Origin of the sequence: Vibrio splendidus 12E03, from assembly GCF_000272105.2 — a bacterium.
Lineage (GTDB): Bacteria > Pseudomonadota > Gammaproteobacteria > Enterobacterales > Vibrionaceae > Vibrio > Vibrio splendidus_I.
On record NZ_AJZD02000331.1, the window covers coordinates 74,412 to 97,732 of the forward strand.

23 protein-coding genes, 1 riboswitch and 1 other annotated feature are annotated in these 23,321 nt (G+C 44.0%); of the genes, 8 read left to right on the forward strand and 15 right to left on the reverse strand.

From position 1 onward, the window contains the following. Positions 1–17: 17 nt before the first annotated feature. Entirely contained in the window at positions 18–1,199 is a 1,182-nt protein-coding gene (gene torC, locus A142_RS21350) for a pentaheme c-type cytochrome TorC (protein WP_017060299.1), read from the reverse strand. Positions 1,200–1,249: 50 nt separating this feature from the next. Beyond that, on the reverse strand, positions 1,250–1,432 hold the full coding sequence (gene torE / locus A142_RS21355) for a trimethylamine N-oxide reductase system protein TorE (RefSeq protein ID WP_017060298.1): 183 nt from the start codon (positions 1,430–1,432) through the stop codon (positions 1,250–1,252). Between the two features lie 437 nt (positions 1,433–1,869). Here torE and A142_RS21360 point away from each other — a divergent pair, with 437 nt between their 5' ends. Next, positions 1,870–2,664 (forward strand): ABC transporter permease, encoded by a 795-nt coding sequence (locus tag A142_RS21360; protein WP_019824310.1) that lies wholly within the window; start codon positions 1,870–1,872, stop codon positions 2,662–2,664. Positions 2,665–2,982: 318 nt separating this feature from the next. Here the strand turns inward: A142_RS21360 and focA are convergent, their stop codons facing one another. Further along, positions 2,983–3,825 carry a formate transporter FocA gene (gene focA, locus A142_RS21365; RefSeq protein WP_019824311.1) on the reverse strand — a complete coding sequence of 281 codons (843 nt, stop codon included), beginning with the start codon at positions 3,823–3,825 and terminating at the stop codon, positions 2,983–2,985. A 363-nt stretch (positions 3,826–4,188) separates the two neighbouring features. Continuing rightward, entirely contained in the window at positions 4,189–5,496 is a 1,308-nt protein-coding gene (locus A142_RS21370) for a hypothetical protein (RefSeq protein ID WP_019824313.1), read from the reverse strand. A gap of 257 nt (positions 5,497–5,753) precedes the next feature. Between A142_RS21370 and A142_RS21375 the strand changes: the two genes are divergently transcribed. From A142_RS21375 to A142_RS21385, 3 genes are all read left to right on the forward strand, one after another. Continuing rightward, positions 5,754–5,984, forward strand: coding sequence for a TIGR02647 family protein (locus A142_RS21375; RefSeq protein WP_017060280.1), 231 nt, complete (start codon positions 5,754–5,756; stop codon positions 5,982–5,984). Between the two features lie 114 nt (positions 5,985–6,098). Next, positions 6,099–6,968: an NAD(P)H-binding protein gene (locus A142_RS21380; RefSeq protein ID WP_019824316.1), complete on the forward strand. Its 870-nt coding sequence runs from the start codon at positions 6,099–6,101 to the stop codon at positions 6,966–6,968. Next, the gene (locus tag A142_RS21385; RefSeq protein ID WP_019824318.1) at positions 6,946–7,611 is read left to right on the forward strand and encodes a YdcF family protein; all 666 of its coding nucleotides are present in this window, start codon (positions 6,946–6,948) and stop codon (positions 7,609–7,611) included. The genes A142_RS21380 and A142_RS21385 overlap by 23 nt, the downstream gene beginning before the upstream one ends. 135 nt (positions 7,612–7,746) lie before the next feature. On the opposite strand, the gene A142_RS21390 is transcribed toward A142_RS21385, so the two are convergent. Beyond that, a complete protein-coding gene (locus A142_RS21390) occupies positions 7,747–8,325 on the reverse strand; it encodes a thymidine kinase (protein WP_004734584.1) in 579 nt (192 codons plus the stop codon). 100 nt (positions 8,326–8,425) lie between these two features. After that, positions 8,426–9,811: a cysteine--tRNA ligase gene (cysS, locus tag A142_RS21395; protein ID WP_019824320.1), complete on the reverse strand. Its 1,386-nt coding sequence runs from the start codon at positions 9,809–9,811 to the stop codon at positions 8,426–8,428. Between the two features lie 190 nt (positions 9,812–10,001). Here cysS and A142_RS21400 point away from each other — a divergent pair, with 190 nt between their 5' ends. The 4 genes from A142_RS21400 to A142_RS21415 all read left to right on the forward strand — a co-directional run bounded on the left by A142_RS21400 (position 10,002) and on the right by A142_RS21415 (position 13,280). Beyond that, positions 10,002–10,496, forward strand: a complete 495-nt coding sequence (locus tag A142_RS21400) for a peptidylprolyl isomerase (RefSeq protein ID WP_017060275.1) — start codon at positions 10,002–10,004, stop codon at positions 10,494–10,496. 77 nt (positions 10,497–10,573) lie between these two features. After that, the gene (gene lpxH, locus A142_RS21405; RefSeq protein ID WP_019824323.1) at positions 10,574–11,308 is read left to right on the forward strand and encodes a UDP-2,3-diacylglucosamine diphosphatase; all 735 of its coding nucleotides are present in this window, start codon (positions 10,574–10,576) and stop codon (positions 11,306–11,308) included. A gap of 123 nt (positions 11,309–11,431) precedes the next feature. Next, entirely contained in the window at positions 11,432–12,649 is a 1,218-nt protein-coding gene (locus A142_RS21410) for an EAL and HDOD domain-containing protein (RefSeq protein ID WP_019824325.1), read from the forward strand. A gap of 118 nt (positions 12,650–12,767) precedes the next feature. After that, positions 12,768–13,280 carry a YchJ family protein gene (locus A142_RS21415; protein ID WP_019824327.1) on the forward strand — a complete coding sequence of 171 codons (513 nt, stop codon included), beginning with the start codon at positions 12,768–12,770 and terminating at the stop codon, positions 13,278–13,280. Positions 13,281–13,513: 233 nt separating this feature from the next. Here A142_RS21415 and hisIE read toward each other — a convergent pair whose 3' ends face one another. The 9 genes from hisIE to A142_RS21460 form a co-directional block, all read right to left on the reverse strand. Then, positions 13,514–14,164: a bifunctional phosphoribosyl-AMP cyclohydrolase/phosphoribosyl-ATP diphosphatase HisIE gene (gene hisIE, locus A142_RS21420; RefSeq protein WP_017060271.1), complete on the reverse strand. Its 651-nt coding sequence runs from the start codon at positions 14,162–14,164 to the stop codon at positions 13,514–13,516. After that, complete coding sequence (gene hisF, locus A142_RS21425) at positions 14,161–14,934, reverse strand: imidazole glycerol phosphate synthase subunit HisF (protein WP_017057071.1); 774 nt, start codon at positions 14,932–14,934, stop codon at positions 14,161–14,163. Before hisF ends, hisIE begins: the two co-directional genes overlap by 4 nt. Beyond that, positions 14,916–15,653 carry a 1-(5-phosphoribosyl)-5-[(5-phosphoribosylamino)methylideneamino]imidazole-4-carboxamide isomerase gene (hisA, locus tag A142_RS21430; RefSeq protein WP_019824330.1) on the reverse strand — a complete coding sequence of 246 codons (738 nt, stop codon included), beginning with the start codon at positions 15,651–15,653 and terminating at the stop codon, positions 14,916–14,918. The genes hisF and hisA overlap by 19 nt, the downstream gene beginning before the upstream one ends. Before the next feature lie 43 nt (positions 15,654–15,696). Then, positions 15,697–16,311 (reverse strand): imidazole glycerol phosphate synthase subunit HisH, encoded by a 615-nt coding sequence (hisH, locus tag A142_RS21435; RefSeq protein WP_019824332.1) that lies wholly within the window; start codon positions 16,309–16,311, stop codon positions 15,697–15,699. A 24-nt stretch (positions 16,312–16,335) separates the two neighbouring features. Next, on the reverse strand, positions 16,336–17,424 hold the full coding sequence (gene hisB / locus A142_RS21440) for a bifunctional histidinol-phosphatase/imidazoleglycerol-phosphate dehydratase HisB (RefSeq protein ID WP_019824334.1): 1,089 nt from the start codon (positions 17,422–17,424) through the stop codon (positions 16,336–16,338). Positions 17,425–17,553: 129 nt separating this feature from the next. Continuing rightward, positions 17,554–18,594 carry a histidinol-phosphate transaminase gene (gene hisC, locus A142_RS21445; protein WP_017060266.1) on the reverse strand — a complete coding sequence of 347 codons (1,041 nt, stop codon included), beginning with the start codon at positions 18,592–18,594 and terminating at the stop codon, positions 17,554–17,556. A 9-nt stretch (positions 18,595–18,603) separates the two neighbouring features. Then, the gene (gene hisD, locus A142_RS21450) at positions 18,604–19,905 is read right to left on the reverse strand and encodes a histidinol dehydrogenase (protein WP_019824336.1); all 1,302 of its coding nucleotides are present in this window, start codon (positions 19,903–19,905) and stop codon (positions 18,604–18,606) included. Continuing rightward, complete coding sequence (gene hisG, locus A142_RS21455) at positions 19,905–20,801, reverse strand: ATP phosphoribosyltransferase (RefSeq protein WP_017060264.1); 897 nt, start codon at positions 20,799–20,801, stop codon at positions 19,905–19,907. Before hisG ends, hisD begins: the two co-directional genes overlap by 1 nt. 53 nt (positions 20,802–20,854) lie before the next feature. Continuing rightward, positions 20,855–20,990 (reverse strand) — a sequence feature (His leader region). A 190-nt stretch (positions 20,991–21,180) separates the two neighbouring features. Then, complete coding sequence (locus A142_RS21460) at positions 21,181–22,773, reverse strand: Na+/H+ antiporter NhaC family protein (protein ID WP_026084180.1); 1,593 nt, start codon at positions 22,771–22,773, stop codon at positions 21,181–21,183. 112 nt (positions 22,774–22,885) lie between these two features. Then, positions 22,886–23,063, reverse strand: a riboswitch (Lysine riboswitch). Positions 23,064–23,321 lie beyond the last annotated feature (258 nt).

Sequence of the window (23,321 nt, forward strand, 5' to 3'; positions counted from 1 at the left end):
CTCCAATTGACGTCTTATTAGTGATGGCCTTCAGAAAAATCTGATGAGTGCTTCTGTAGATACTTAAGAACAAGTGCTTCTGTATCTGTATCGAAGTTAACGAATGCAATCATACCATCTAGCATGCCTACCCAACCGTTAGCGCTGAAGTGAGCTTCATCTGGCTGTGAGTGACACGTTGAACAGTTAGATTGGTACGCTTGACCAGCTGCGTTCCAGATTGGATCAAAGTTATCAACCATAGACTCTTTCTTCATCCAAAGTGCTAGGTTAACTTCTTCCCAAGGAAGGCCAGTTAGCTCATCTTCTTTCTTCTCACCAACAGTGATTACGTCACTTTGAGATACTTCTTTCGTCAAGATTGCAGTCGAGATATTCATACCGAAGTCTTCTTGGATTACACGTCCGAAGCCTTTCGCTTTACGCCAACCGTCGATTTGAATCTTGATCATGTCGCCTTTTTCGTCGATCACAGCAACTTTACTTGCAGGGCTTAATAGACCCGCTTCAACTTCAGCTGTTTCATCTGTGTACATTGGTAGGTGACGAATAGAGATCACGTCTGAACCATTTGCGTAAGATGTGCTGCTTGCTACGTTTTCTAGCTCGCCAACAATACCGCTCGCTGATGCCATATCTAATGGAAGGTTGTGAGCAATACCTTTGTGACAGTCAACACAGCTTTGATCACGCTCTGCCGCGTTCTTCATCTGGATACGCGCTGTTGGGCGCATGTTTTCGAAATCCATTGAATCGTAGTTGTGGCAGTTTTTACACTCTAGAGATTTGTTCGAAGAGAAGCGATCCCATTCGTGTTTAGCCAGTTCGATACGACGAGCTTCGAATTTCTCAGGCGTATCTAGGTCACCAAATACTTGAGCGAATACTTCTTTAGAAGCTTGCATCTTACGAGCGATTTTTGCTGTCCATTCATGTGGAACGTGACAGTCAGGACAAGTAGCACGTACACCAGAAGTGTTTTTCCAGTGAACCGTTTCTTGTAGTTCTACGTACACGTTGTCACGCATGGTGTGACAGCTTACACAGAACTCTTCTGTATTTGTGTGCTCTAGAGCTGTGTTAAAACCGCCCCAGAAAATAACACCGGCGATAAAGCCACCCATAGTTAGTACACCAAGACTGATGTGTACTGCTGGGCGAGTCATTGTGCGCCATAATTTAACTAAAAATGATTTCATGTTTAGCTCTCTTAAATATTGATTTTAAAAAATGTTGTTACTAGAGGGCATTACATGCCGCCGTGAGCACCAGGAGGTCCGAATACAAACACTTGCAGTGCCCAAACTAGGAAGCCGTAACCACCTACAAAAGCCACACTTAATATTGGGAAGAGAACCACCGCGATGAAGAGGAAAGACTTCCACTCCAGCGAATGTTTTTCGCTAGTTTCAATTTTATTAACATCACTCATACATTTTGCCTATTTTGTATTTAGTAATTTCGAGTAACCCATTCTATGGGGCTAAAGTTCTTAAGTATCTAACGACAAATTTTAGACCATACTCAAAGTAGGGTTCAATCAAATCTCCCGTTATAACCCTTGCTAATCAATACTTTTTTGAGCTCATCCAAAGTTGTTTTTAGTTAAACAAAGTTATTAAAAAGTATTAACAAATGTGAAGAATTAAGTATATTTCACAAATGTTAAATTCCAACACCTGCGTAACTGTATTGTAACCAGTTTTAACGTTTTACCTACTAAGTAGTAGCCAAAAATGCCTCAAACAACCAATATTTTGTGATTTGATTGTTAAATTATTGAGTATCTTTTGAAGCAACGGCTGAGAAGCTGAAATGCATCATTTGGCACTTTCATATATGATGGGGACCTACTTAAAAGGAAACATTATGCAAGACGTTATTGATATATCTTGGTGGCAGTTATTGTTCTTCAGCTCACTTCTCTTGCTACCCATGACCATCAACCACAAGTTAAAACTCGGCCTTGGCAAAGAAGCTTCTATCAGCATAATTCGTATGGTTATTCAGCTATTTCTGGTGGGACTTTACCTAGAATACTTGTTCACTTTGAATAGTTTGTGGGTCAATTTGCTGTGGTTATTTGCGATGATTATCGTCGGTGCAAGCTCGATTGTTGAAAAATCTAGACTGCCAAGAAACCTACTTTTGGCTCCTGTCGCCGTTAGCCTTGCGGTAACTTGTGTACCTATTGTCTTGTTCATCTGCTTTTTCATCATTAAACCGACACCGGTTTTTAACGCGCAGTACCTTATCCCGATCGCAGGGATGTTATTGGGTAATAGCTTAAGCAGTAATATAGTGGCATTGCAGAACCTGTTTGGTGCCTTTGAAACACAGAAATCAGAATATGAAGCCGCAATCGCGTTAGGTGCGTCTCCTACTTATGCTGCTGCGCCTTTTGTACGTAATGCAATACAGAAAGCGATGTCCCCTATCATGGCCTCTATGGCAACCACAGGCCTAGTAACGCTGCCGGGAATGATGACGGGACAAATCTTAGGTGGTGCTTCGCCGATGATCGCGATTAAGTATCAACTGATGATCATGCTGGCAATTTTCGTGATGATGAGCTGCTCTTTAGCACTTGCACTTCACCTCTCATTGAAGACATCTTTAACCAAAGAAGGGCGAGTTCTCGCTCAAATACAGCCTTCGAAATAACCTCCCTGCTCCACTTAGATCTGGTTACTCACTGAATTTGAGACAGGTTATCCACAGAAACTGTGGATAACCAAATCAATATAGATCCTTTTTTGTCCATTTCGACCCAAGGAAAGATCATCGCCTTTGATCTTTGGGTGATTTCAAAGACATATACACACATGGTAATCAGCGCTGTTGCGTACTCAGATGATCATTAGAGAGATGAAGAAGTAGGTTTTCCACAAATAAAAAACGGCCTGCAATGCAGGCCGTCTTGTAAATGTCATAAGTCAGTTCAGTGTTTTCACTGCGCTTTAACTCATCTCGTCAACTGAGTTAGTCACGTAGGTAGATCAACCAGTACCACATGCCAACAAAGATACCGCCGCCAATGATGTTACCGATGGTAACGGGCAGCAAGTTGTTCATTAAAAAGTCCATCATGTTCAGATCAACATAGTCCGCTGGGTTAGCGCCTGTCATTGTCCAAAATTCAGCTGGAGCAAATGTTTTGATGCCGATAGCTAAAGGTACTTGGAACATGTTCGCAATACAGTGCTCAAAACCAGCCGATACGAACATCGCTACAGGCAAAATCATTACCGCAATTTTGTCAGTCAGTGTACGTCCACTAAACGTCATCCATACCGCGATACAAACCAATACATTACACATGATGCCGAGCGCGATAGCTTGGATAAAATCATGGTGCATCTTATGTTGGGAGATCGCCATTGCATTCAAACCCACTTGGCCGTGGTCGAACATGTACTGTTTGGTCAGCAACATACAAGCCACCAGCAGCAATGCGCCAATCAAGTTGCCTACATAAACTGTAGCCCAGTTCTTAACGAGCATGCGCCAAGTAATCTTGCCACTTGCACGAGCAACCAGAGTCAGCACCGAACTGGTAAATAGCTCACCACCGGTAACAACAACAAGAATTAAGCCTAAGCTAAATGCAAGGCCACCTAATAGGCGAGTAATACCCCAAGGCAAATCACCAGCACCAGTCGTTACGATGGTGTAGAACACAAACGCAATACCGATGTGTATACCAGCGGAAATCGCTAGGAGAAAAGATTTGATTGGATCTTTGGTTGCTTTACCTACGCCAATATCTGCAGCGCGCTCAGCCATTTGTGGCGGTAATAATGAGTCAAATTGGTTTAGATTCATGATGATTTACATTTTGAAACATGTCGTCGGGAGCGCGATAATCCTCTCTTTCATTTCTGAATTCAAGAGCTATTTTTAGGCTCAAAATGGCTCTCACAGCCTCGTTGAAAGCAAATAGTCCGAGTTATTCCAAATTCATACGACTTTAGTAGTAAAAAGAAAACTCTGCTGAATGATTAGTTATCAGCATAGAAATTGACACACCTATAAATATCAACAAGTTACGTTAAAACCAAAAGAATAACGTACACTAAAATAGCTCACTGAGTGCTTTTATTTCTAGATTTTGACATAGATCAACAGAACGTAAAAAAGCGCCCTAAGGCGCTTTTAACTCAATCACAAATAAAGAAATTAGTGATGCTAAACCGAAGGTTCAATCACTTCTTCTGATGATTGTTCTAGAGTTGAACCCTCTAGAGTAGATTCGACAGGCGGGGACATCACATCAGAATCACTTTCGTTGGCCACTTTGCCACCTAAGCTTTTCAAACTATCCACTAACTCTTCTAAGCTTTTTATGTGAGCATCACTCTTGGTAATCTGCTCACCGAGCAACTCACTGTGCTTGGTTGCTTCAGACAGTTGCTGCGCTTGCTTCTGATTTTCAGACTCCAGCTTAGCCAATTGCTCCGTCAAAGTTTCAATATCTGACTTTAAAAGCCCTGTCATATCAGAGCTTTTTAACGCCTTAACACTCGCTACTATCTTCTGTGATTGCTGACGTAAGCCTACATCACGGTAATCTTCATCATTAACGATTTGTGAAATGCTCAATAACTGGTTCTCTGCATTCAAAACCGACTGCTCGAACTGGTCGCCTTTTACGCTCGCCAGCACTTTGACTTCATGAGCAACACTGCGCACGTGGTTCAATTCAAACTCTGCAGCGTGAACCGCGTCTTCAATGATCGACTTTTCACGAGGGCTAGCTTTCACTTGGCTTTCGGCCAACGCAATTTGAGATGCTGCCTTAGCAAAGGTAAGCGGAGCAACGTCATCAAAATCTTCATCTTCCAAGAACTCTAATTCGTTCTTCAAAGGTTCGATGTATTTCTTATGCGCCACTTTAACTTCTAATAAGCGAGCATTGTTAAGAAATTCCACCTGAGCTTCTTGAGCGTCTTCAAGCTCATCGACCAGCACATACTCGAACAACTCGCTGTATTCTGAATACAAGCGTTTGTAGCTCGAGGTAAACATGGTATCTGCGCCCAAGAACTTCAGGTAATCCATTTGGACAATCGAATCAGCGAGTACTCGGTCAGCCTTCTTCTTTAACACTAAGATTGAGTCATAGTTTGATTTGATCAAAGCGATTTTTTCATCGAAAGCTTCAGCGTAAGTTAGGCTCGAAAAAATGGAGTAACTCTTGGTTATCCGAGTTTCGTCTTTCAGTAAGTCCGCATAAATGCTTTCAGCATCATCCCATGCGTCTAATAGTTCATTGTAATTCTCTGGTGCATAGAGAGACAATTGAGCATGCTCTTCAAGCTTAACTTCCCATTCGGAGTAAACGCTTTGGACAGACTGAAATGAACGGACCTCTATTGTCAATTCATTATTGTTGTTTGTGGTTTGGTTCGCGTCTGTCTGCTCTGAGGGTGTGCTTTGACAACCTGAGATAGCAAATAGCATACTGATCGTTAATGCTACTTTGTTCGCTCTCACTTATGCATATCCTTTTTATACAATATTCGCTCAATGCAAATTATTTCTAGTCACAATATATTACAACCACTTAGCAATAAACATCACTGATGATTTAAGTGGGTGCAAATCACCCAATATAACCAAAATAAACTCATCACTCGATGATTAATCAATCAATTTGGTATCACTTATCAATTCTCTTTATTTGCTATTGCCTGAGCCGAGAATGCGCACTAAGGTGAAGGTAGAGAACGTTATGAATATATAGGTTAATTATGAAGTACAACGCTGAACATATTGCTGATTTAAACCTCCTTCTTCAATTTGATGTAAGTAGTGCTGCTACTGGAATTAAAGTTCATCAAGAGGCTGCTCAAGAAACTCAAGACGCTGTTAAGCGCCTATTCGAAAAAAACCTTTGTACTCAGCCAGACGGCGGTTATCTAACTGATGAAGGTATCGAGATGGCAGAGCGCGCAGACAAGCTTCTTCGCGTACTAAACTAAAGCTCCATTGTTCTAGTAAAAACTCCACTTGCTTCGGCCGTGGAGTTTTTTCATTTTTGGGCAAAGCTTTGTTAGGCTTATTGTAAATTCGTCATTTGCAGTTGTGAGGAACACATGGCTTCTATATTTATTGTCGGTGCAGGATGGGTAGGTGCACCTTTATCTGAACATTTAGAAAAACATGGTAACCGAGTGGTGGTCACGAAAACGACCCAAGCGGGAGCAGACGCCATTGGTAGCGAACAAATTCCATGTGAAGTGTTTAGCTTTGATTCATCCGATCCACAACAGACTATCGGGCGACTCTATTCGCTGTTACTCGAAAACAACACTGAAATTGTGATTGGTAGCTTCCCTCCTGGCTTTAGAAAAGGAGCAGGACAAGAGTATGCCGACTATTGGCAGCAACTCACCAATGCATGCCAAAAGGCCAACATTAAAAAGCTCATTATGGTCAGTTCAACCACGGTATACCCAACCAAACCGGGTGTACTGAACGAGCTGGATGCATCGCTCCCCCTTTCAACCTCAGATAACGAGAACGCGTCTTCATTTTCCGATAACGCGCGAATCATGCTGCAAGCTGAACAGTCAGTGATTGATTCAGGTATCGACTACACCATTCTTCGCTTTAGTGGCTTAATCGGCCCAAGCCGTCACCCATCACGCTTCGCAAGCAAGTTAAAACAAGTCAGCACTCAAGCTCCAGCCAACATGCTGCACCTTGATGACGCGATTGGTGCTGTCGATTTCGCTATCAGTCAACTGCACAATGAAGTAGTTAACGTGACCACGCCAAATACAGTAAGTAAGGCGGAGTTTTATGCCGCGGCACTGAAAAGCGCCAACAGCAGTGAGCCTCTACCGGACGTTGTTGATAGCCCAGACAAGTTAATCTCTTCGAAGAAGATTCTCGACTTAGGCTATTCATTTAAATTCGAATCAACACTGGACGCACTTCATGACGGAACAATCTATAGCTAACAAAGATCCCAACATAAAACTGCATCGCTCAGTCGACACCCTTTGGAACTTTATGTTTATGGGTCACAAGGTTACGCCTTCCGACTGTATCTTTGTATTGTGTAGCAACGATACTCGCGTCGCGGAATATGCAGCCGAGCTTTATCACCAAAAGATCGCGCCTTACATCGTTTTTTCTGGCGGTGTGGGACGCTTTACCGAAGGGAGCTTTGAGCGCTCAGAAGCTGAAACATTCGCGGCTATCGCACGAGACGCTGGCGTGCCTGACTCTGACATTATCATTGAGAAGCACGCAACCAATACTGGGGAGAACGTACGATTCACCCACAAATTGCTGACTGAGCGTGGACTATCACCGAAACGACTGACCTTAGTACAGAAACCCTTTATGGAGAAACGTACTTACGCCACGTTTGCTAAGCAATGGCCTAACGAAGTTACCGAGGTTCAAGTCACTTCACAATGGCAAGACTGGGTTGATTACTTTAATGAAGAGTTACCATTAGACATGGTGTTGGGTGCTCTCATTGCTGATTTCGAACGAATCAAATCTTACCCTGCGCAAGGATTTCAGATCGAGATGCCGATTCCTGATGACGTTGACCATGCCTACCAAGCATTGAAGAAGCTGGGTTTCGAATAAAGCGTCAAGTAACGCAATACACTTTTTCAGAAAACAAAAACGGTGACACTTGGCCACCGTTTCTTATTCTTAGCTATTACTTGAGCTTGTTGATTTCAGCTTTATTCACTCAAGAAAAATCAACCAAAGAGCCGTTTATTTACCTAACGCTTCTTTGTAGTGCAAACGGCAAGCTGAAACATATTGGTCATTACCACCAATAGCCACTTGGTCACCTTCAGCAATTGCAACACCGTGCTCATCAGTACGAATCACCATATTCGCTTTACGACCACAGTGACAAATCGTTTTCAACTCAACAAGTTTGTCTGCCCAAGATAATAAGTAGCGACTACCTTCAAACAGTTCACCCAAGAAGTCAGTGCGCAAACCGTAACAAAGTACAGGGATGTGCAGCTTATCAACCACTTCTGTTAACTGGTAAACCTGCTCTTTCGATAAGAACTGACACTCATCGATCAAAACACAATGACGCTTTTCTTCTTCATTGAGTTTTTGTATCGCGTCAAACATATTGGTGTCGTTTTTAAACAGTTGAGCTTCAGATTGAAGACCAATTCGCGAGCTCACTTTACCGATACCATAGCGATCATCTAGCGCTGCAGTAAAGATCACTGGCGTCATGCCACGCTCTTGGTAGTTAAATGAAGATTGAAGAAGCGTTGTCGATTTACCCGCATTCATTGCCGAGTAATAAAAATACATCTGAGCCACAGAAATATTCCTGTTATTAAAAGTTGAAGATAAAAGCAAAGGTGAAATTAAAGAATTTTTGCTAGAAAAAAGGGCTGAAAATCAGCCCTTTTTATAAGATTTACTTACGACGCCAAGTCGTACCTTCTGGGCCATCTTCCAGAACAATACCCAACTCGTTTAGCTTATCACGTGCAAGGTCGGCATTTGCCCAATCCTTTGAAGCACGAGAGTCGTTACGCAGTTTGATCAACGCTTCGATTTCAGCCACTTCGTCGTCGTTACCTGCCGCATCACCTTGTAGGAAGGCTTCTGGCTCTTGGTGAAGAATACCGATGATGTCTGCTAGTTCACGCATCAATGCACCAAGTCCGCTTGCTTTTTCAATGCTTTCAGGCTTGATACGGTTGATTTCACGAGCCATTTCAAACAGTACTGAATAAGCTTCAGGTGTGTTGAAATCATCGTTCATCGCTGTAGAGAATCGAGTCACGTACTCTTCGCCACCGGCAGGAGCGGCAGTAAGGTCGAGGCCACGAAGTGACGTGTATAGACGCTCTAGTGATGCGCGAGCTTGGTTTAGGTTATCTTCGCTGTAGTTTAGCTGGCTACGGTAGTGACCAGACATTAGGAAGTAACGTACCGTTTCAGCATCGTAATGTGCTAGCACGTCACGGATAGTGAAGAAGTTACCTAGTGACTTAGACATCTTTTCTTTGTCTACCATCACCATACCACTGTGCATCCAAGTATTTACATACTGAGTGCCGTGCGCGCAGCAAGACTGTGCGATTTCGTTCTCGTGGTGAGGGAACTGTAGATCTGAACCACCACCGTGGATATCAAAGTGGTTACCAAGAATAGATGAATTCATTGCTGAACATTCGATGTGCCAACCTGGACGACCCGGACCCCATGGCGATTCCCATGTAGGTTCACCAGGCTTAGACATCTTCCAAAGAACGAAGTCTAATGGGCTACGTTTTGCAGATTCAATATCAACTCGAGCACCCGCTTGAAGCTGATCAAGGTCTTGCTTAGAAAGCTTGCCGTATTCGTCGAATTTCTTTACTTCGAACATCACGTCGCCGTTGCTTGCAACGTAAGCGAAACCACGTTCAATCAGCTTTTCAACAAGCTCGATGATTTCAGTGATGTATTCTGTAGCACGAGGCTCAACGTCAGGACGTTTCATGTTCAATGCATCAAAGTCTGCGTGCATTTCACCGATTAAACGCTCAGTCAGAGAGTCACAAGACTCACCGTTTTCGTTAGCGCGTTTGATGATTTTATCATCGATATCTGTGATATTACGAACGAAGTTCAAATCGTAGCCAAGGTAACGAAGGTAGCGAGTTACTACGTCGAAAGAAACGAACGTACGACCATGACCAATATGACAGAGATCGTATATGGTTACCCCACAGACATACATACCGACTTTGCCAGCTGTAATTGGTTTGAATTCCTCTTTCTGTCTTGTGAGCGTGTTATATATCTTCAGCATGATCTCTATCTATTTTATGGATTAATCAAAAATAAGCTCGCAGTATAACAAGTCATACCTTAATAGGTAATACCTTTCACCACCAAATCGGCTAAACTCCTTGTTATCTATTGACGATTTCGTATTTTGAAACTCAATCAAACTAGGCTAGAATCGCTTTTCATATTAAAAAGACAGTAAGGTAACAATCATGATCATCCTTCACACAAATTTTGGTGACATCAAAGTTCAACTTAATGAAGAAAAAGCACCAGAAACAAGCGCAAACTTTCTACAGTATTGCCGTGACGGTTTCTACGACAACACACTATTCCACCGTGTTATCGATGGTTTCATGATTCAAGGCGGCGGCATGACTTCTGGCCTTAAAGAAAAAGCGACTCGTGCAACGATCAAGAACGAAGCAAACAACGGTCTTGCGAACAAAGTTGGTACGCTAGCAATGGCTCGTACTATGGAACCGCATTCAGCGAGCTCTCAGTTCTTCATCAACGTTAACGACAACTCTTTCCTAAACTTCCGTAGCGAAAGCCTAGACGGTTGGGGTTACTGTGTATTCGCAGAAGTTGTTGAAGGCATGGACATCGTAAACAAGATTAAAGGTGTTAGCACTGGTTCTATGGGTATGCACCAAGACGTACCTCTAGAAGAAGTGATCATCACTGGTACTACAATCGAAGCTTAATTCATCGCTTTCGGTTAGTATTGATGAGCCGATAAAATCAGGATATAGGGAGCGAATCGCTCCCTTTTTTTAGACCTATGAAAACATATTTTATATCAGACTTGCACCTTGCTCCGTCACGACAAGACATCACAGACTGCTTCTTAACCTTTATGAGGAAGGAAGCCATCGAAGCAGATGCACTATACGTGCTAGGCGACCTTTTCGAATTCTGGATTGGTGACGACGACAAGAGTGAGTTCGCGACTTCTATTCGCCAAGCGTTTATCGATTTGGTGAAAACAGGCGTACCTTGTTACTTCACTCAAGGGAACCGTGATTTCCTTGTCGGTAAAAAATTTGCCAAGCAAACGGGCGTTCAACTTCTCGACGAAGTATCGACAATCGATATCTACGGGCAAAAAGCGGTAGTATTGCATGGAGATACCCTATGTACTGAAGATGTAAAGTATCTCGCCTTTCGAGAAAAAGTACATCAACCATGGCTTCAATGGGTCTTCAACAGAATTCCATTTTTTATCAAGAAGAAGATCGTCTCGAAGGTTCAATCCGATATCAAAGATGACAAGCAGACTAAGTCTCTCGACATCATGGATGTGACACAACAAGAAGTCGAAGATGTGATGGAACGAAACAACGTTGATCTGATGATCCACGGCCATACTCATCGTCCAGACATCCATACATTTAGTGCCAACAATTGCACTAAAACCCGTATCGTACTTGGCGATTGGTATACGCAAGGTTCCGTGCTGGTGTTCACGCCGCAAAGTTTTGAACTACAGAATCGAGCGTTTAGCAATAGCTTTTAACGTCACTCTTAAACTTTCAGTTTGATTATTATTGTCGGTCAGACTTTCTTAGAAAGTGTATGGTAATTTCTACTGAATTAGCTATTATCTCTCTACCAGAAATAAACCGAACACAGTACCAAGTTGAAATATTCATACGTAGCGCGTCAACCAATACTCGATACAGACAAGAAGACCATAGGTTACGAGTTGCTATTCAGGGATGGTCCTAAGAACACTTTCCCTGAAGTAGAGCCGGAGCTCGCTACTAGCCGTTTGCTTTCCGATCACTTCTTATCGACCCACTATAATACGTTGGGTGATAAGCTTGGGTTCGTGAACTTCCCTTACGCAAGCCTAATCAACTTGGTCCCTACTCTGTTTCCCAAAGAAAGCCTCGTTGTAGAGGTTCTTGAAGACTGCGAACCGACAGACGAGTTACTTGAAGCAATCAAAACTATCTTTGATGCAGGTTATACCATCGCGTTAGATGACTTTGTACCAAGTAAAGCTTGGAAGCGCTTCTTACCCTACGTTTCGATTATCAAGTTCGATATCCGTTTGACGCCAATTGCCAAAGCAGCGATGTTTATGAACTCCCTCAAAGGGCTAGATATCAAGTTCCTTGCTGAGAAGGTAGAAACGTACGAAGAATACCAAGAAGCGAAGAAAGCAGGCTTCACTTACTTTCAAGGTTACTTCTTTAGCAAGCCAGAAATGATCCAAACGCGTGCGCTCAACCCTGCATTCCTGACGACCGTTCAGCTGTTAAAAGAGATTGCACACGACCCTATCGACTTTGGTGAAGTAGAGCGTTTAATTACGCTTGATGTGACCATGTCGTATAAGCTACTTACCTACGTAAACTCTGCAGGTGGTTCAGCAACGACGATTCGCTCATTCCGCCAAGCGCTTATTTACCTTGGCGAACAAAAGCTGCGTAAGTTCGTTTCTCTTGTGGCTATCGCCTCCGCGAAAGAAGATAAGCCGGACTCTCTCTATGGTTTAGCGGTAATACGCGCACGTCAATGTGAACTCTTAGTCGAGAAGATGAATGTTAAGGTTGAGCCTGGACAAGCCTTTTTGACCGGTATGTTCTCTCTATTGGACTCACTCTTTGACCAACCATTGAAACAAGTACTCGATTCGGTGCCGATCGACGTAGAGATCAAACAAGCCTTAATTCAACGCAAAGGCGTGTTAGGTGCTGTGTTGGCGATGGTGGTTGCTTATGAACAAGCTCGTTGGGATGAAGCGACTCGTATTCGCCAGCTTCTCAAACTGAGTGAAGCTCAACTTGGTCAAGCTTATGACGAAGCGACGACTTGGGCCCAAGAACTGTTGTCTCCTGCCTTGAAATAGCGTAATTCACACAACAACTTCAATAGAAACTTAGCTTTGGTGAGCGATCGTTTCTTGGTAAACTCCCACGCATTCATTTATGGCCTCTTAATAGAGGCCATTTTTACAGGATCTGACTATGTCTTTATGCCCATGCGGTAGCAATAATACTTACCAACAGTGCTGTGAATCAGCGCACCTTAACCACAGTGCCGTTGAAACACCTGAGCAGTTGATGCGCTCTCGTTATTCGGCGCACGTGTTGGGTTTGGTTGACTATGTTGTTGCGACTTACCACCCTAGCTGCAATGCCGAAGCTCAAAGAGAAGCCATCGCCGAATCTATCGACAGTGATTGGGCAGGATTAGAGGTCATCGATACTGCGGCAGGTTCGCACCAAGACGAAGGCTTTGTTGAATTTAAAGCTTACTTCAATGAAGACGGCGCACAATACTGTATGCAAGAACGCTCTCGCTTTATACGTGAAGACGGTCTTTGGTACTACATTGATGGTACCTTCCCAGAGCAGGAACAAACTACACAACCAGAAATTGACCCACGCTTAAATCAAACCGTTGAGAGCTTTAAAATCGGCCGTAATGATCCGTGTATTTGTGGCAGTGGTAAGAAATACAAGAAGTGCTGCGGGTAACTCGTTCGACTAAGAAGTCAGATTAAGAGAAGAGATTCCTGATGTCGCTTAGGCTCCTCGGAATGACGCAAAGTCAGAGGTTAGAAAAGTGACGTAGGGCTTAGAAATCTTGAAATCTTGAGATCTTGAAATCTTGAAATCTTGAAAATTAAAAAACTAAAAAGCCCCGTAAACATGTTTGTTTACGGGGCTTTTGTCTGTCTTTTACGCGGTTCTATTAATCTAAAGAGAGCTTACTTATGACGCTCTTTCAGCTTGTTGACCACATCATCCATCGATAAGCCTTGGTCTTGAAGAAGAACCATTAGGTGGTAAATCAAATCTGCTGATTCACACACTAACTCCGCCTTATCGCCCGACGTCGCCGCAAGCGCGACTTCAACGCCTTCTTCGCCCACTTTTTGCGAAATACGTTTGGTGCCACGGGCATATAGGCTGGCAGTATAAGAAGATTCAGGGTCTGCGTCCTTGCGGGCAGCCAGTAGCTGCTCAAGCTGATGAAGCCACACCATCTGAGACTCTTCTTGCTTGTCTCCATCCCAACATGTTGTTGTACCTGTGTGGCACGTTGGGCCAATGGGATTAACTTTAACCAGTAAGGTGTCGCTGTCACAGTCCAAGGCGATGTTTTGCAGTTGCAATACGTTGCCCGACGTTTCACCTTTCGTCCAAAGACGCTCTTTGGTGCGAGAGAAAAACGTCACATTGCCTGTTTCACCGGTTTTCTCAAGTGCTGCTGGGTTCATGTATCCCATCATTAACACTTGGCTAGATTGGTAATCTTGAACAATAGCTGGCACTAAGCCATCGACTTTTTCCCAGTTAATACGCTCTGACAATGCGCCTACTTCTGTTTTTGATAAGCTTACGGGTTCAAAACTCATAGTCGCACCTCTACATCTTGTTGTTTTAAATACTGTTTAAGTTCACCAATATTGATGACTTGTTTGTGGAATACCGAAGCCGCAAGCGCTCCATCCACGTTGGTCTTTTTATAAGCTTCAGCAAAGTGCTCCATTGCACCAGCGCCACCAGAGGCAATCAATGGCACATTACACACTTCACGCACCATGTTTAACTGATCGATGTCGTAACCGTTACGAACGCCATCTTGGTTCATCATGTTTAACACGATCTCACCAGCACCACGCTTCTGTACTTCCTTCACCCAATCTTTGGTTTCCCATTTGGTTGCTTTGGTACGCGCTTCGTCGCCTGTGAATTGGTAAACCTGATATTTACCGGTTTCTTTATCGAAGTATGAATCGATACCAACAACGATACACTGCACGCCGAACTTATCAGCTAGGTCAGTGATCAGTTGCGGATTAGCCAATGCCGGTGAGTTGATTGACACTTTGTCCGCACCAAACTCAAGAATACGCGCTGCATCTTCCGCTGACTTGATACCACCAGCCACACAGAAAGGAATATCAATCACTTCTGCTACACGTTTTACCCAGCTCTTGTCGACTACACGACCATCGCTTGATGCAGTGATATCGTAAAATACTAATTCATCAGCGCCCTCTTCCGCATAACGTTGCGCTAACGGAACGATGTCACCAATAATTTCGTGGTTACGGAACTGAACGCCCTTAACCACCTGTCCATCACGGACATCCAAACAAGGGATTATTCGCTTTGCCAACATGCAAATGCCTCCTCTGCGGTAAACTTGCCGTCAAGTAACGCACGACCAACAATAACACCAGCAACACCGCTGTCTTTAAGCGCTTCGATATCAGCTAAGCTGCCAATGCCGCCCGATGATTGGAATTGTACTTTTGAGTACTGCTTACAAAGATCAACATAGAGCTCTACGTTTGATCCTTCTAGCGTGCCGTCACGTGAAATATCGGTACACAGAACGTGTTTAAGGCCAACCGTGAGGTAGTCTTCAATCAGCGCTTCAATGGTCACACCTGAATCTTCTTGCCAACCTGAAATCGCCACTTTACGTGTGCCGCTTTCGTCAATGTTGATGTCTAGAGCCAGCACGATTTTTTCTGCGCCGTACTTCTCCATCCAACCTTTGACCAACTCAGGTTGCTTAACTGCTGTAGAACCAACCACAACGCGCTGTGCGCCAGCTTCAAGTAAGTCGACCACATCTTGCTCATTACGAACACCACCACCAATTTGGATATTGGCAGGCGTACTCGCAAGTAGCTTTGCGATAAGGTCAAGTTGACGAGCGGTTGTGTCTTTTGCACCCGTTAAGTCAACAAGGTGAAGCCAACCAGCGCCAGCTTGGTGATACAGATTAAACTGCTCTGCTGGGTCTACTTTGTATTCTGTTACTTGCCCGTAGTCTCCTTGGAATAAGCGAACTACTTGGCCTTCAATTAAATCTAACGCGGGAATAATCATTTACATTCCTTATATGGCAACGTTAGCCGCTGCCTAATCCTTATTACAATTCCAAGAAGTTCTGAATCAGCTTAGAGCCAGCTTTCGAAGATCGCTCTGGGTGGAACTGAACACCATAATAATTGCCACTTTGAACCGCCGCAGTGAACGGATTACCGTAATCACATTGTGCGATTGTGTAGTCGCCCACTGGCATTGCGAAGCTATGAACAAAGTAGAAGTATTCGCCTTCTTCAATGTCTTTAAATAGAGAGTGATTAGGTGTTGCCGTTACGGTGTTCCAACCCATGTGTGGTAATGGCAAGTCGCCCGTTTCAAGTAAACGAACTTCACCATCACACAAACCTAGGCATTCAACTAATTCGTCAGCCTTCTGGCCTTTCTCTTGAGACAGTTTGCCTAACAGCTGCATACCTAAACAGATACCCAGCAGAGGCTTCTCTACTTGCTTCACAAGGGTAACAAGGTCACGCTCTTGCAGGTTTTTCATAGCCTCACTTGCTGTACCTACACCGGGTAGGAATAGCTTGTCGGCAGCAAGAACCACTTCTGGTTCTTTTGAAATTTCAACTGTGTAGCCCAGACGTTCAATCGCAAACTTCACTGAGGAAACGTTGGCACAACCAGTATCAATAATAACGACTTTTTGATCTTTCATTGTTTTTCCTTGCTAACGTTAGCCTTACAGAACGCCTTTGCTGCTTGGTAACTCGTTACCTTCAACTTTGATTGCTTGGCGAAGAGTACGGCCAAACGCTTTGAACAGGCTCTCAATGATGTGGTGATCATTATTACCATCAGAAGAAAGGTGTAGCGTACAAGCCAATGTATCAGTTAGAGAACGGAAGAAGTGAACCACCATCTCTGTTGAAAGATCACCCACTTGCTCACGGCTGAATTTAGCATCGAACTTCAGGTATGGACGACCAGAAAGATCTAGCGCACACTGAGCCAAACACTCATCCATTGGCAGGCTGAAACCAAAACGGCCGATACCACGTTTGTCGCCAAGTGCATCTTTCAATGCTTGGCCTAAAGCCAGAGCGGTATCTTCTACTGTGTGGTGATCATCGATGTGCAGGTCGCCCTTCACAGTCAGGTTCATTTGGAAACCACCGTGTGTCGCGATTTGATCAAGCATGTGGTCGAAGAAACCCATGCCTGTATCGATCTTGTTGCCACCGGTTTCATCAAGGTTTACTGCCACCTTGATATCGGTTTCTTTAGTGGTACGAACTACTTCAGCAATACGCGTATTAACCGTCAGATCTTTAACGATTTGTGGCCAGTTAAGCGTGCCTTCAGTTTCAGCATCCGGGCCATATTGAATACCGCGGATAGCCATGTTCTCTGCCAGTTGAAGATCCGTCATTCGGTCGCCAATCACAACAGAGTGTTGGAAATCGACTTTACCGCCTTGTAGGTACTCTTTAACCATACCAAGTTTAGGCTTACGGCAAGAGCAGTTGTCTTCGTCAAAGTGAGGGCAAATAAGCACGTCGTCAAACTTAACGCCTTGAGATTCGAAGAACTCCATCATCATATTGTGTGGTGCATCGAAATCTTCTTGTGGGTAGCTATCGGTACCTAAACCATCTTGGTTAGTGACCATTACTAAGCGGTAACCAGCATCTTGCAAAGCAAGCAGGCTTGGAATTACTAGCGGTTCGAATTTTAGCTTGTCTAAACGGTCTACTTGAAAGTCAACTGGCGGCTCAACAATTAAGGTGCCGTCACGGTCTATAAAAAGTATTTTCTGTTGTTTACTCACTTGAACTTCCTTTTAATTTTAAATCTGGTGGCCTAGCTAAAATCAAACGCTAACCCAAAATATTGGTTTCACTTGCCAGCCCAATTAATCAACTCAAACTGGCAAATGTTATTACTGGTAAGCCTTTCATTACTGATAAAAGTTACGAATGAATCCAAGTGTCTTTTCGCACTCTTCGCGGTTACCAATACTAATACGAACACAGTCTTCAATAGGTGAATTACGCAAAATAATGCCCGTATCCCAAGCCGCTTTAAATAACTCATCGCCGTTCGGGAATTTCACCAGTAAGTAGTTACCCCAGCCATCAAAAACCGTCACTTGAGGCATGCCTAACAGACCCGCTTGCAAATACGCTCGGTTAGCACTTAAATCCAGAACTTGGAACTTAGCTCGCGCGAGTCCTTGCTCTGAAAGTGCTTGAACGGCAATGTCAGCAACAGGGATTGGCACTGGATAAGGCGCAATCACTTTCAACAGTACATCGATAAGCTCTTTATTCGCTAGCGTAAAACCACAACGTAAACCCGCTAAAGCAAAGGCCTTCGACAAGGTGCGCAGAATCGCTAGGTTTGGATATTGCTCAAGCAAATCAACGGTTGACGCTTCTGGACAGAAATCGATATACGCTTCATCCATCACCACAATCGCTTTGTCTTGTGTCATTTCAAGCAACTTGATGATGTCTTTGCGATCAACCAAATTACCGGTTGGGTTATTTGGGCTACAAACAAACACCACTTTTACGTTGTCGAGCTGAGCTTCGATAGCTGGAAGATCCAATTGCCATTCAGACGTCAGAGGCACAACTTTACGCTCAACACCAATCGTCTCTGCACTGATTGCGTACATACCGTAAGTGGGTGGGCAGTAAAGAATAGCGTCTTCGTTCGGCTCACAGAAAGCACGAATCAATAACTCAATGCCTTCATCAGCACCACGTGTTGTCAGAGTTTGCTCTGACTTCACGCCTGCGTATTGAGCGTAAGCGTCAATCAGCTCTTTTGGCTGACATTCGCTGTAACGGTTAAGACGAGACAAGTTCAGGTTGTACTCGTTATCAAACGGAGATTCGTTGGCGTTTAGCCACACATCACCAGTACCGCCTATACGTCTTGCAGACAAGTAAGGTGTCAGAGCCTGAACTTGTTTTCTTGCTAACTTTTCCATGCCCTACCCTTATTTCGCTTTATTTAACTTTTCCACTCGGATGGTCACAGCACGTTTGTGTGCATCCAAGCCTTCGGCTTCCGCCATTGTTACTACAGTTGGCGCTAGGCCTTTCAAACCATCGGCTGTTAGCTCTTGTACCGTCATGCGCTTAGAGAAGTCAGCCAAACCTAGGCTTGAATACGTCTTCGTGTAACCGTAAGTCGGTAATACGTGGTTTGTACCAGACGCATAATCGCCCGCAGATTCCGGAGACCAGTCACCGAGGAAGATTGATCCTGCATTGTCGAGCAATGGCAGTAGTTCACGTGGATTCTTGGTTTGAACAATCAAGTGCTCAGGACCGTAGAAGTTCGAAATCGCAATCGCTTGAGTGATGGATTCAGCAATGATAATTAAGCTTGAAGCCAATGCTTGCTGAGCAATGTTCGCACGAGACAACTCTTTCAGTTGTTTCTGAACCGCTTCCGTGACTTGGTCAGCAACCACTGGAGATGGCGTTACCAATACCACTTGAGAGTCAGGGCCGTGTTCCGCTTGGCTCAACAAGTCCGCTGCAATGAAGTCGGCATCAGCTGTTTCATCAGCAATTACCAACACTTCCGATGGGCCAGCAGGCATATCAATCGCCGCACCGCGGAAGTCATTGCTCACTTGGCGCTTCGCTTCCGTTACGTAGGCATTACCTGGGCCGAAGATCTTATCGACTTTAGCCACACTCTCGGTACCGTAAGCCATTGCTGCAACCGCTTGGCCACCACCAACGTTGTAAACCTCGTCGATCTTACAAAGCTTCGCGACATACAAGATTTCATCAGCGATTGGCGGTGGTGAACAAAGCACAACCTTACGACAACCTGCGATTTGTGCAGGCACACCTAACATAAGAACCGTTGACGGAAGTGGCGCGCTGCCACCTGGAATATAAAGACCAACAGTATTAATCGCGCGAGTCACTTGCTCACACACAACACCCGGTTGTGTCTCAACCTTAATCGGTTGAGGCTTTTGAGCTTCGTGGAACTTAGCAATGTTGCTATAAGCTTGCTCTAGCGCTTGCTTCATTTCTGGTGTTAGACGAGCACACGCCTCTTCGATTTCATTTGAACTGACTCGAATAGATTCAGGAGTTACACCATCAAACTTTGCAGTCAGCTCTTTAAGCGCGGCATCGCCTTCATTTCGTACTTTTGCAATAACATCAGAAACAGTCGCTGTGATGTTTGCACCTTCAGTAATAGCTGGACGCTCTAATACCGAGTCTTGCTGTGATTCACTTAAAGATTGCCAAACAACGGTTCTCATCGTCACTACCCCATCATTTTTTCGATTGGTAATACTAGAATAGAGCTTGCACCCAACTCTTTAAGCTGTTCCATTGTTTCCCAGAACAAGTTCTCTGTACTTACTAGGTGAACGGCAACTTTGTCTTTGTCTGTAGATAGTGGAAGGACCGTTGGATCTTCAGCACCAGGCAGTAGTGCTTTGATTTGTTCTAGCTGAGAGGTTGGCGCGTGAAGCATGATGTACTTCGACTCTTTCGCTTGTTGAACACCCTGCATACGAGTCAGTAGTTTTTCAATTAATGCGGTTTTGTCTGCGTCGAAGTCACCAACACGTTGAATCAGGGTTGCTTTCGATTGGAAGATAGCTTCTGCTTCTTTTAGGCCATTCGCTTCTAGCGTTGCGCCTGTCGAAACTAAATCAGCGATAGCGTCTGCAAGACCAGCGCGAGGTGCGACTTCAACCGAGCCTGTTAGCATACAAGTGCTGAATTCAACACCCTGCTCGTCCATGTAGGCTTTCAGTAGTTGTGGGTAGGTTGTCGCAATACGTTTGCCCGCTAAGTCTTGTGGGCCGTTGTATTCTTCGTCTTTGTTGATAGCGATAGAAAGGCGGCAACCACCGAAGTCTAAACGACGTAGTGTACGGAACTCTGAAGGCTCTTTAAGAGCAACACGGTCTAGACGAACTTCTTCTAGCTCATTTTCACCGATGAAACCAAGGTCAACTACACCGTCCATGATAAGACCTGGGATGTCGTCATCACGAACGAGTAACAAGTCGATTGGCATATTTAGTGAGTGAACCACTAGGCGCTCACCCATGATGTTAAATTTAACACCACATTTTTTAAGTAGGTCTTGGCACTCTTTACTTAAGCGACCTTTCTTTTGAATTGCGATTCTTAGGCGTTGTGTCTGCATTGCTGTATCCCTGTGCAAATATTTGAATTTATTGATTATTTAAAAGCGCTAAAACTAAAAAACCCTCGGAAGACTTTGTCATCCCGAGGGTTTAAATCTAAATTCTTTGACTTAACCTCCGGGAGAATTCTTGCTCCCGGGTATACGTAAATCTCCCCGAAAGACTAAATAGGGTGATGATGGTGATGAATGTTCATTACTAATTTACGCATACTTATAAGCTCTTCAGTTGTTTGCTGTCTTGTCTCCACACTAACTAAGCTGACATCCTTTTTCAACCATTTATTCGAACTTTTTTCACGAAACTTAAAATTAAATTAACAGGCACAAAAAAGGGAGGTAAACGCCTCCCTGATAGTTTACAGATTAACTCTCAGTTTTAGCTTTTGCACGTCGCCATTTTGCAGCGAGAGAAGTAAGCCAATGCAAAACATACAGCAACAAACGTTAGAGACGCTGCGCCAAATGCGATGCCAATTGAAGATGTCATACCTAGAGTAATGAAACCAATGCACGATACGAACGCCACAGACAGCGCGTATGGAAGCTGAGTCGATACGTGATCGATGTGGTTACAACGAGCACCAGTAGAAGACAGAATCGTCGTATCTGAGATTGGAGAACAGTGGTCACCAAACACAGCACCGGCTAGAACCGCACTTAGCATCGGCAGAATCAACGCGATGTCAGATGCCGCAGCCATGTCACCTGCGATTGGTAGCATGATGCCGAACGTACCCCAAGATGTACCTGTAGAGAACGCCATAACGCCCGCTAGAAGGAACAACATAACCGGTAGCCAGTGGTAATCAATGCTGCCTGTTACTAGAGACGATAGGTAAGAACCCGTTTTCATGTCGCCGATTACAGAACCGATAGTCCATGCGAACACAAGAATCAGAATCGCACCAAACATAGAGCTAGCACCGATCCACATTGTTCTTGCGATGTCAGCCATAGATAGCTTTTGCTTAAATACTGTCGCTAATGCTACCAGTAAGCCGATAACACCACCGTAAACAAGAGACTTACCTACATCCGTATTTTCGAATGCACCTAGAAGGTTGAATGCTTGGCCATCAGCAGCCAGCGCTTGGCCACCTGTGTAAAGCATTGCAGCAACTGTCGCTACAATCAGCGATACGATAGGCATAACAAGATCAGAAACTGAACCGTTTTCGCTCTCTTCGATATCTAGCTCTTCGTTTAGATCGTGCGCTTGCTTTTGATCGTTGTCGCCTTCAAAGCCACGGCCTTGAGATGCTTCAATTTCATGCTCACGCATCTTACCAACATCTAGACCGAACCAAGCCACTGCGAACACCATTAGTAGTGCAAACACAGCGTAGAAGTTCATTGGGATAAGACGAACGTAAGCGCCCAATGCAGAATACTCTGTCACACCGTGTGTTACTAAGATGCCACCAATGATAGTGATGATGTAAGCACCCCAGCTAGAAGCAGGCATGATCACACACATAGGAGCAGCCGTTGAATCTAGAATATAAGCAAGCTTAGCGCGAGATACATAGAAACGGTCTGTTACAGGACGAGAGATAGCACCAACTGCTAGGCTGTTAAAGTAGTCATCTACAAAGATGAATACACCTAAGAAAGCAGCAAGTAGTTTTGAGCCACGTTTGCTCTTAACGCGAGACTGTGCCCATTCCGCGAATGCGCGAGTACCGCCAGACAGTGTTAATAATGCCGTTGTCATTCCAAGAATTATTAGGAATGCAATGATGCTCATGTTCCAAGTGTTGATGCCACCATCTTCGATGAAAACACCAGATGCTTTAGTAAACACGTAACTAGCTGCGTTACCTACTGAGTAATCAGCAAGTAGAATCGCACCCATGATGATACCGACACCCAAAGAAACCAATACACGGCGGGTAACAATAGCAAGGCTCAAAGCCACAAGGGGCGGAAGCAAAGATAAAGGTGATGTTGCAAAATCTATTAAATTCATGATCTTCAAAAACCAGTTTTTTATTTGGCTAGAGATCTACTGCAGACAAACTTGATACGGCTGACCAAGCTCATGTTGAACTAAGCGAAAGGGAAGTGAACACTTCACCCAACCCTACAGTAGCGCTCCATAGTTTAAAATTAAGACTATGGCAGTGTTGTACCTATTGAGCACAACCCCAGCAAATTGCTTAGATATACAATTTACTTCGGCAATTACACCTTTCATTCCCGTTCATTGGCATCACCCCAACGGAAGTTACTTTTTATAATTGCACCTCTACGTGCGATAACATTATTAACCGTGTAAACCAGAGTTTAACAACAAATTAACCAACGTCTCGCATCAGGTAGCCGCAATTGTACTCATCAAGAGCAACAATGCAACATATCATTCCGAGAAAAATAGCTTTTTGTTAATGAACTAATCAATAGAAGAATAGTCTACATAAGTTCACTACTCCACCAGTCACATATCACTTTTTAAGATAATCTTAATATTTATTATAAATTCGATAGAAATACAGCTCTGAATTTTCAACTATTCAT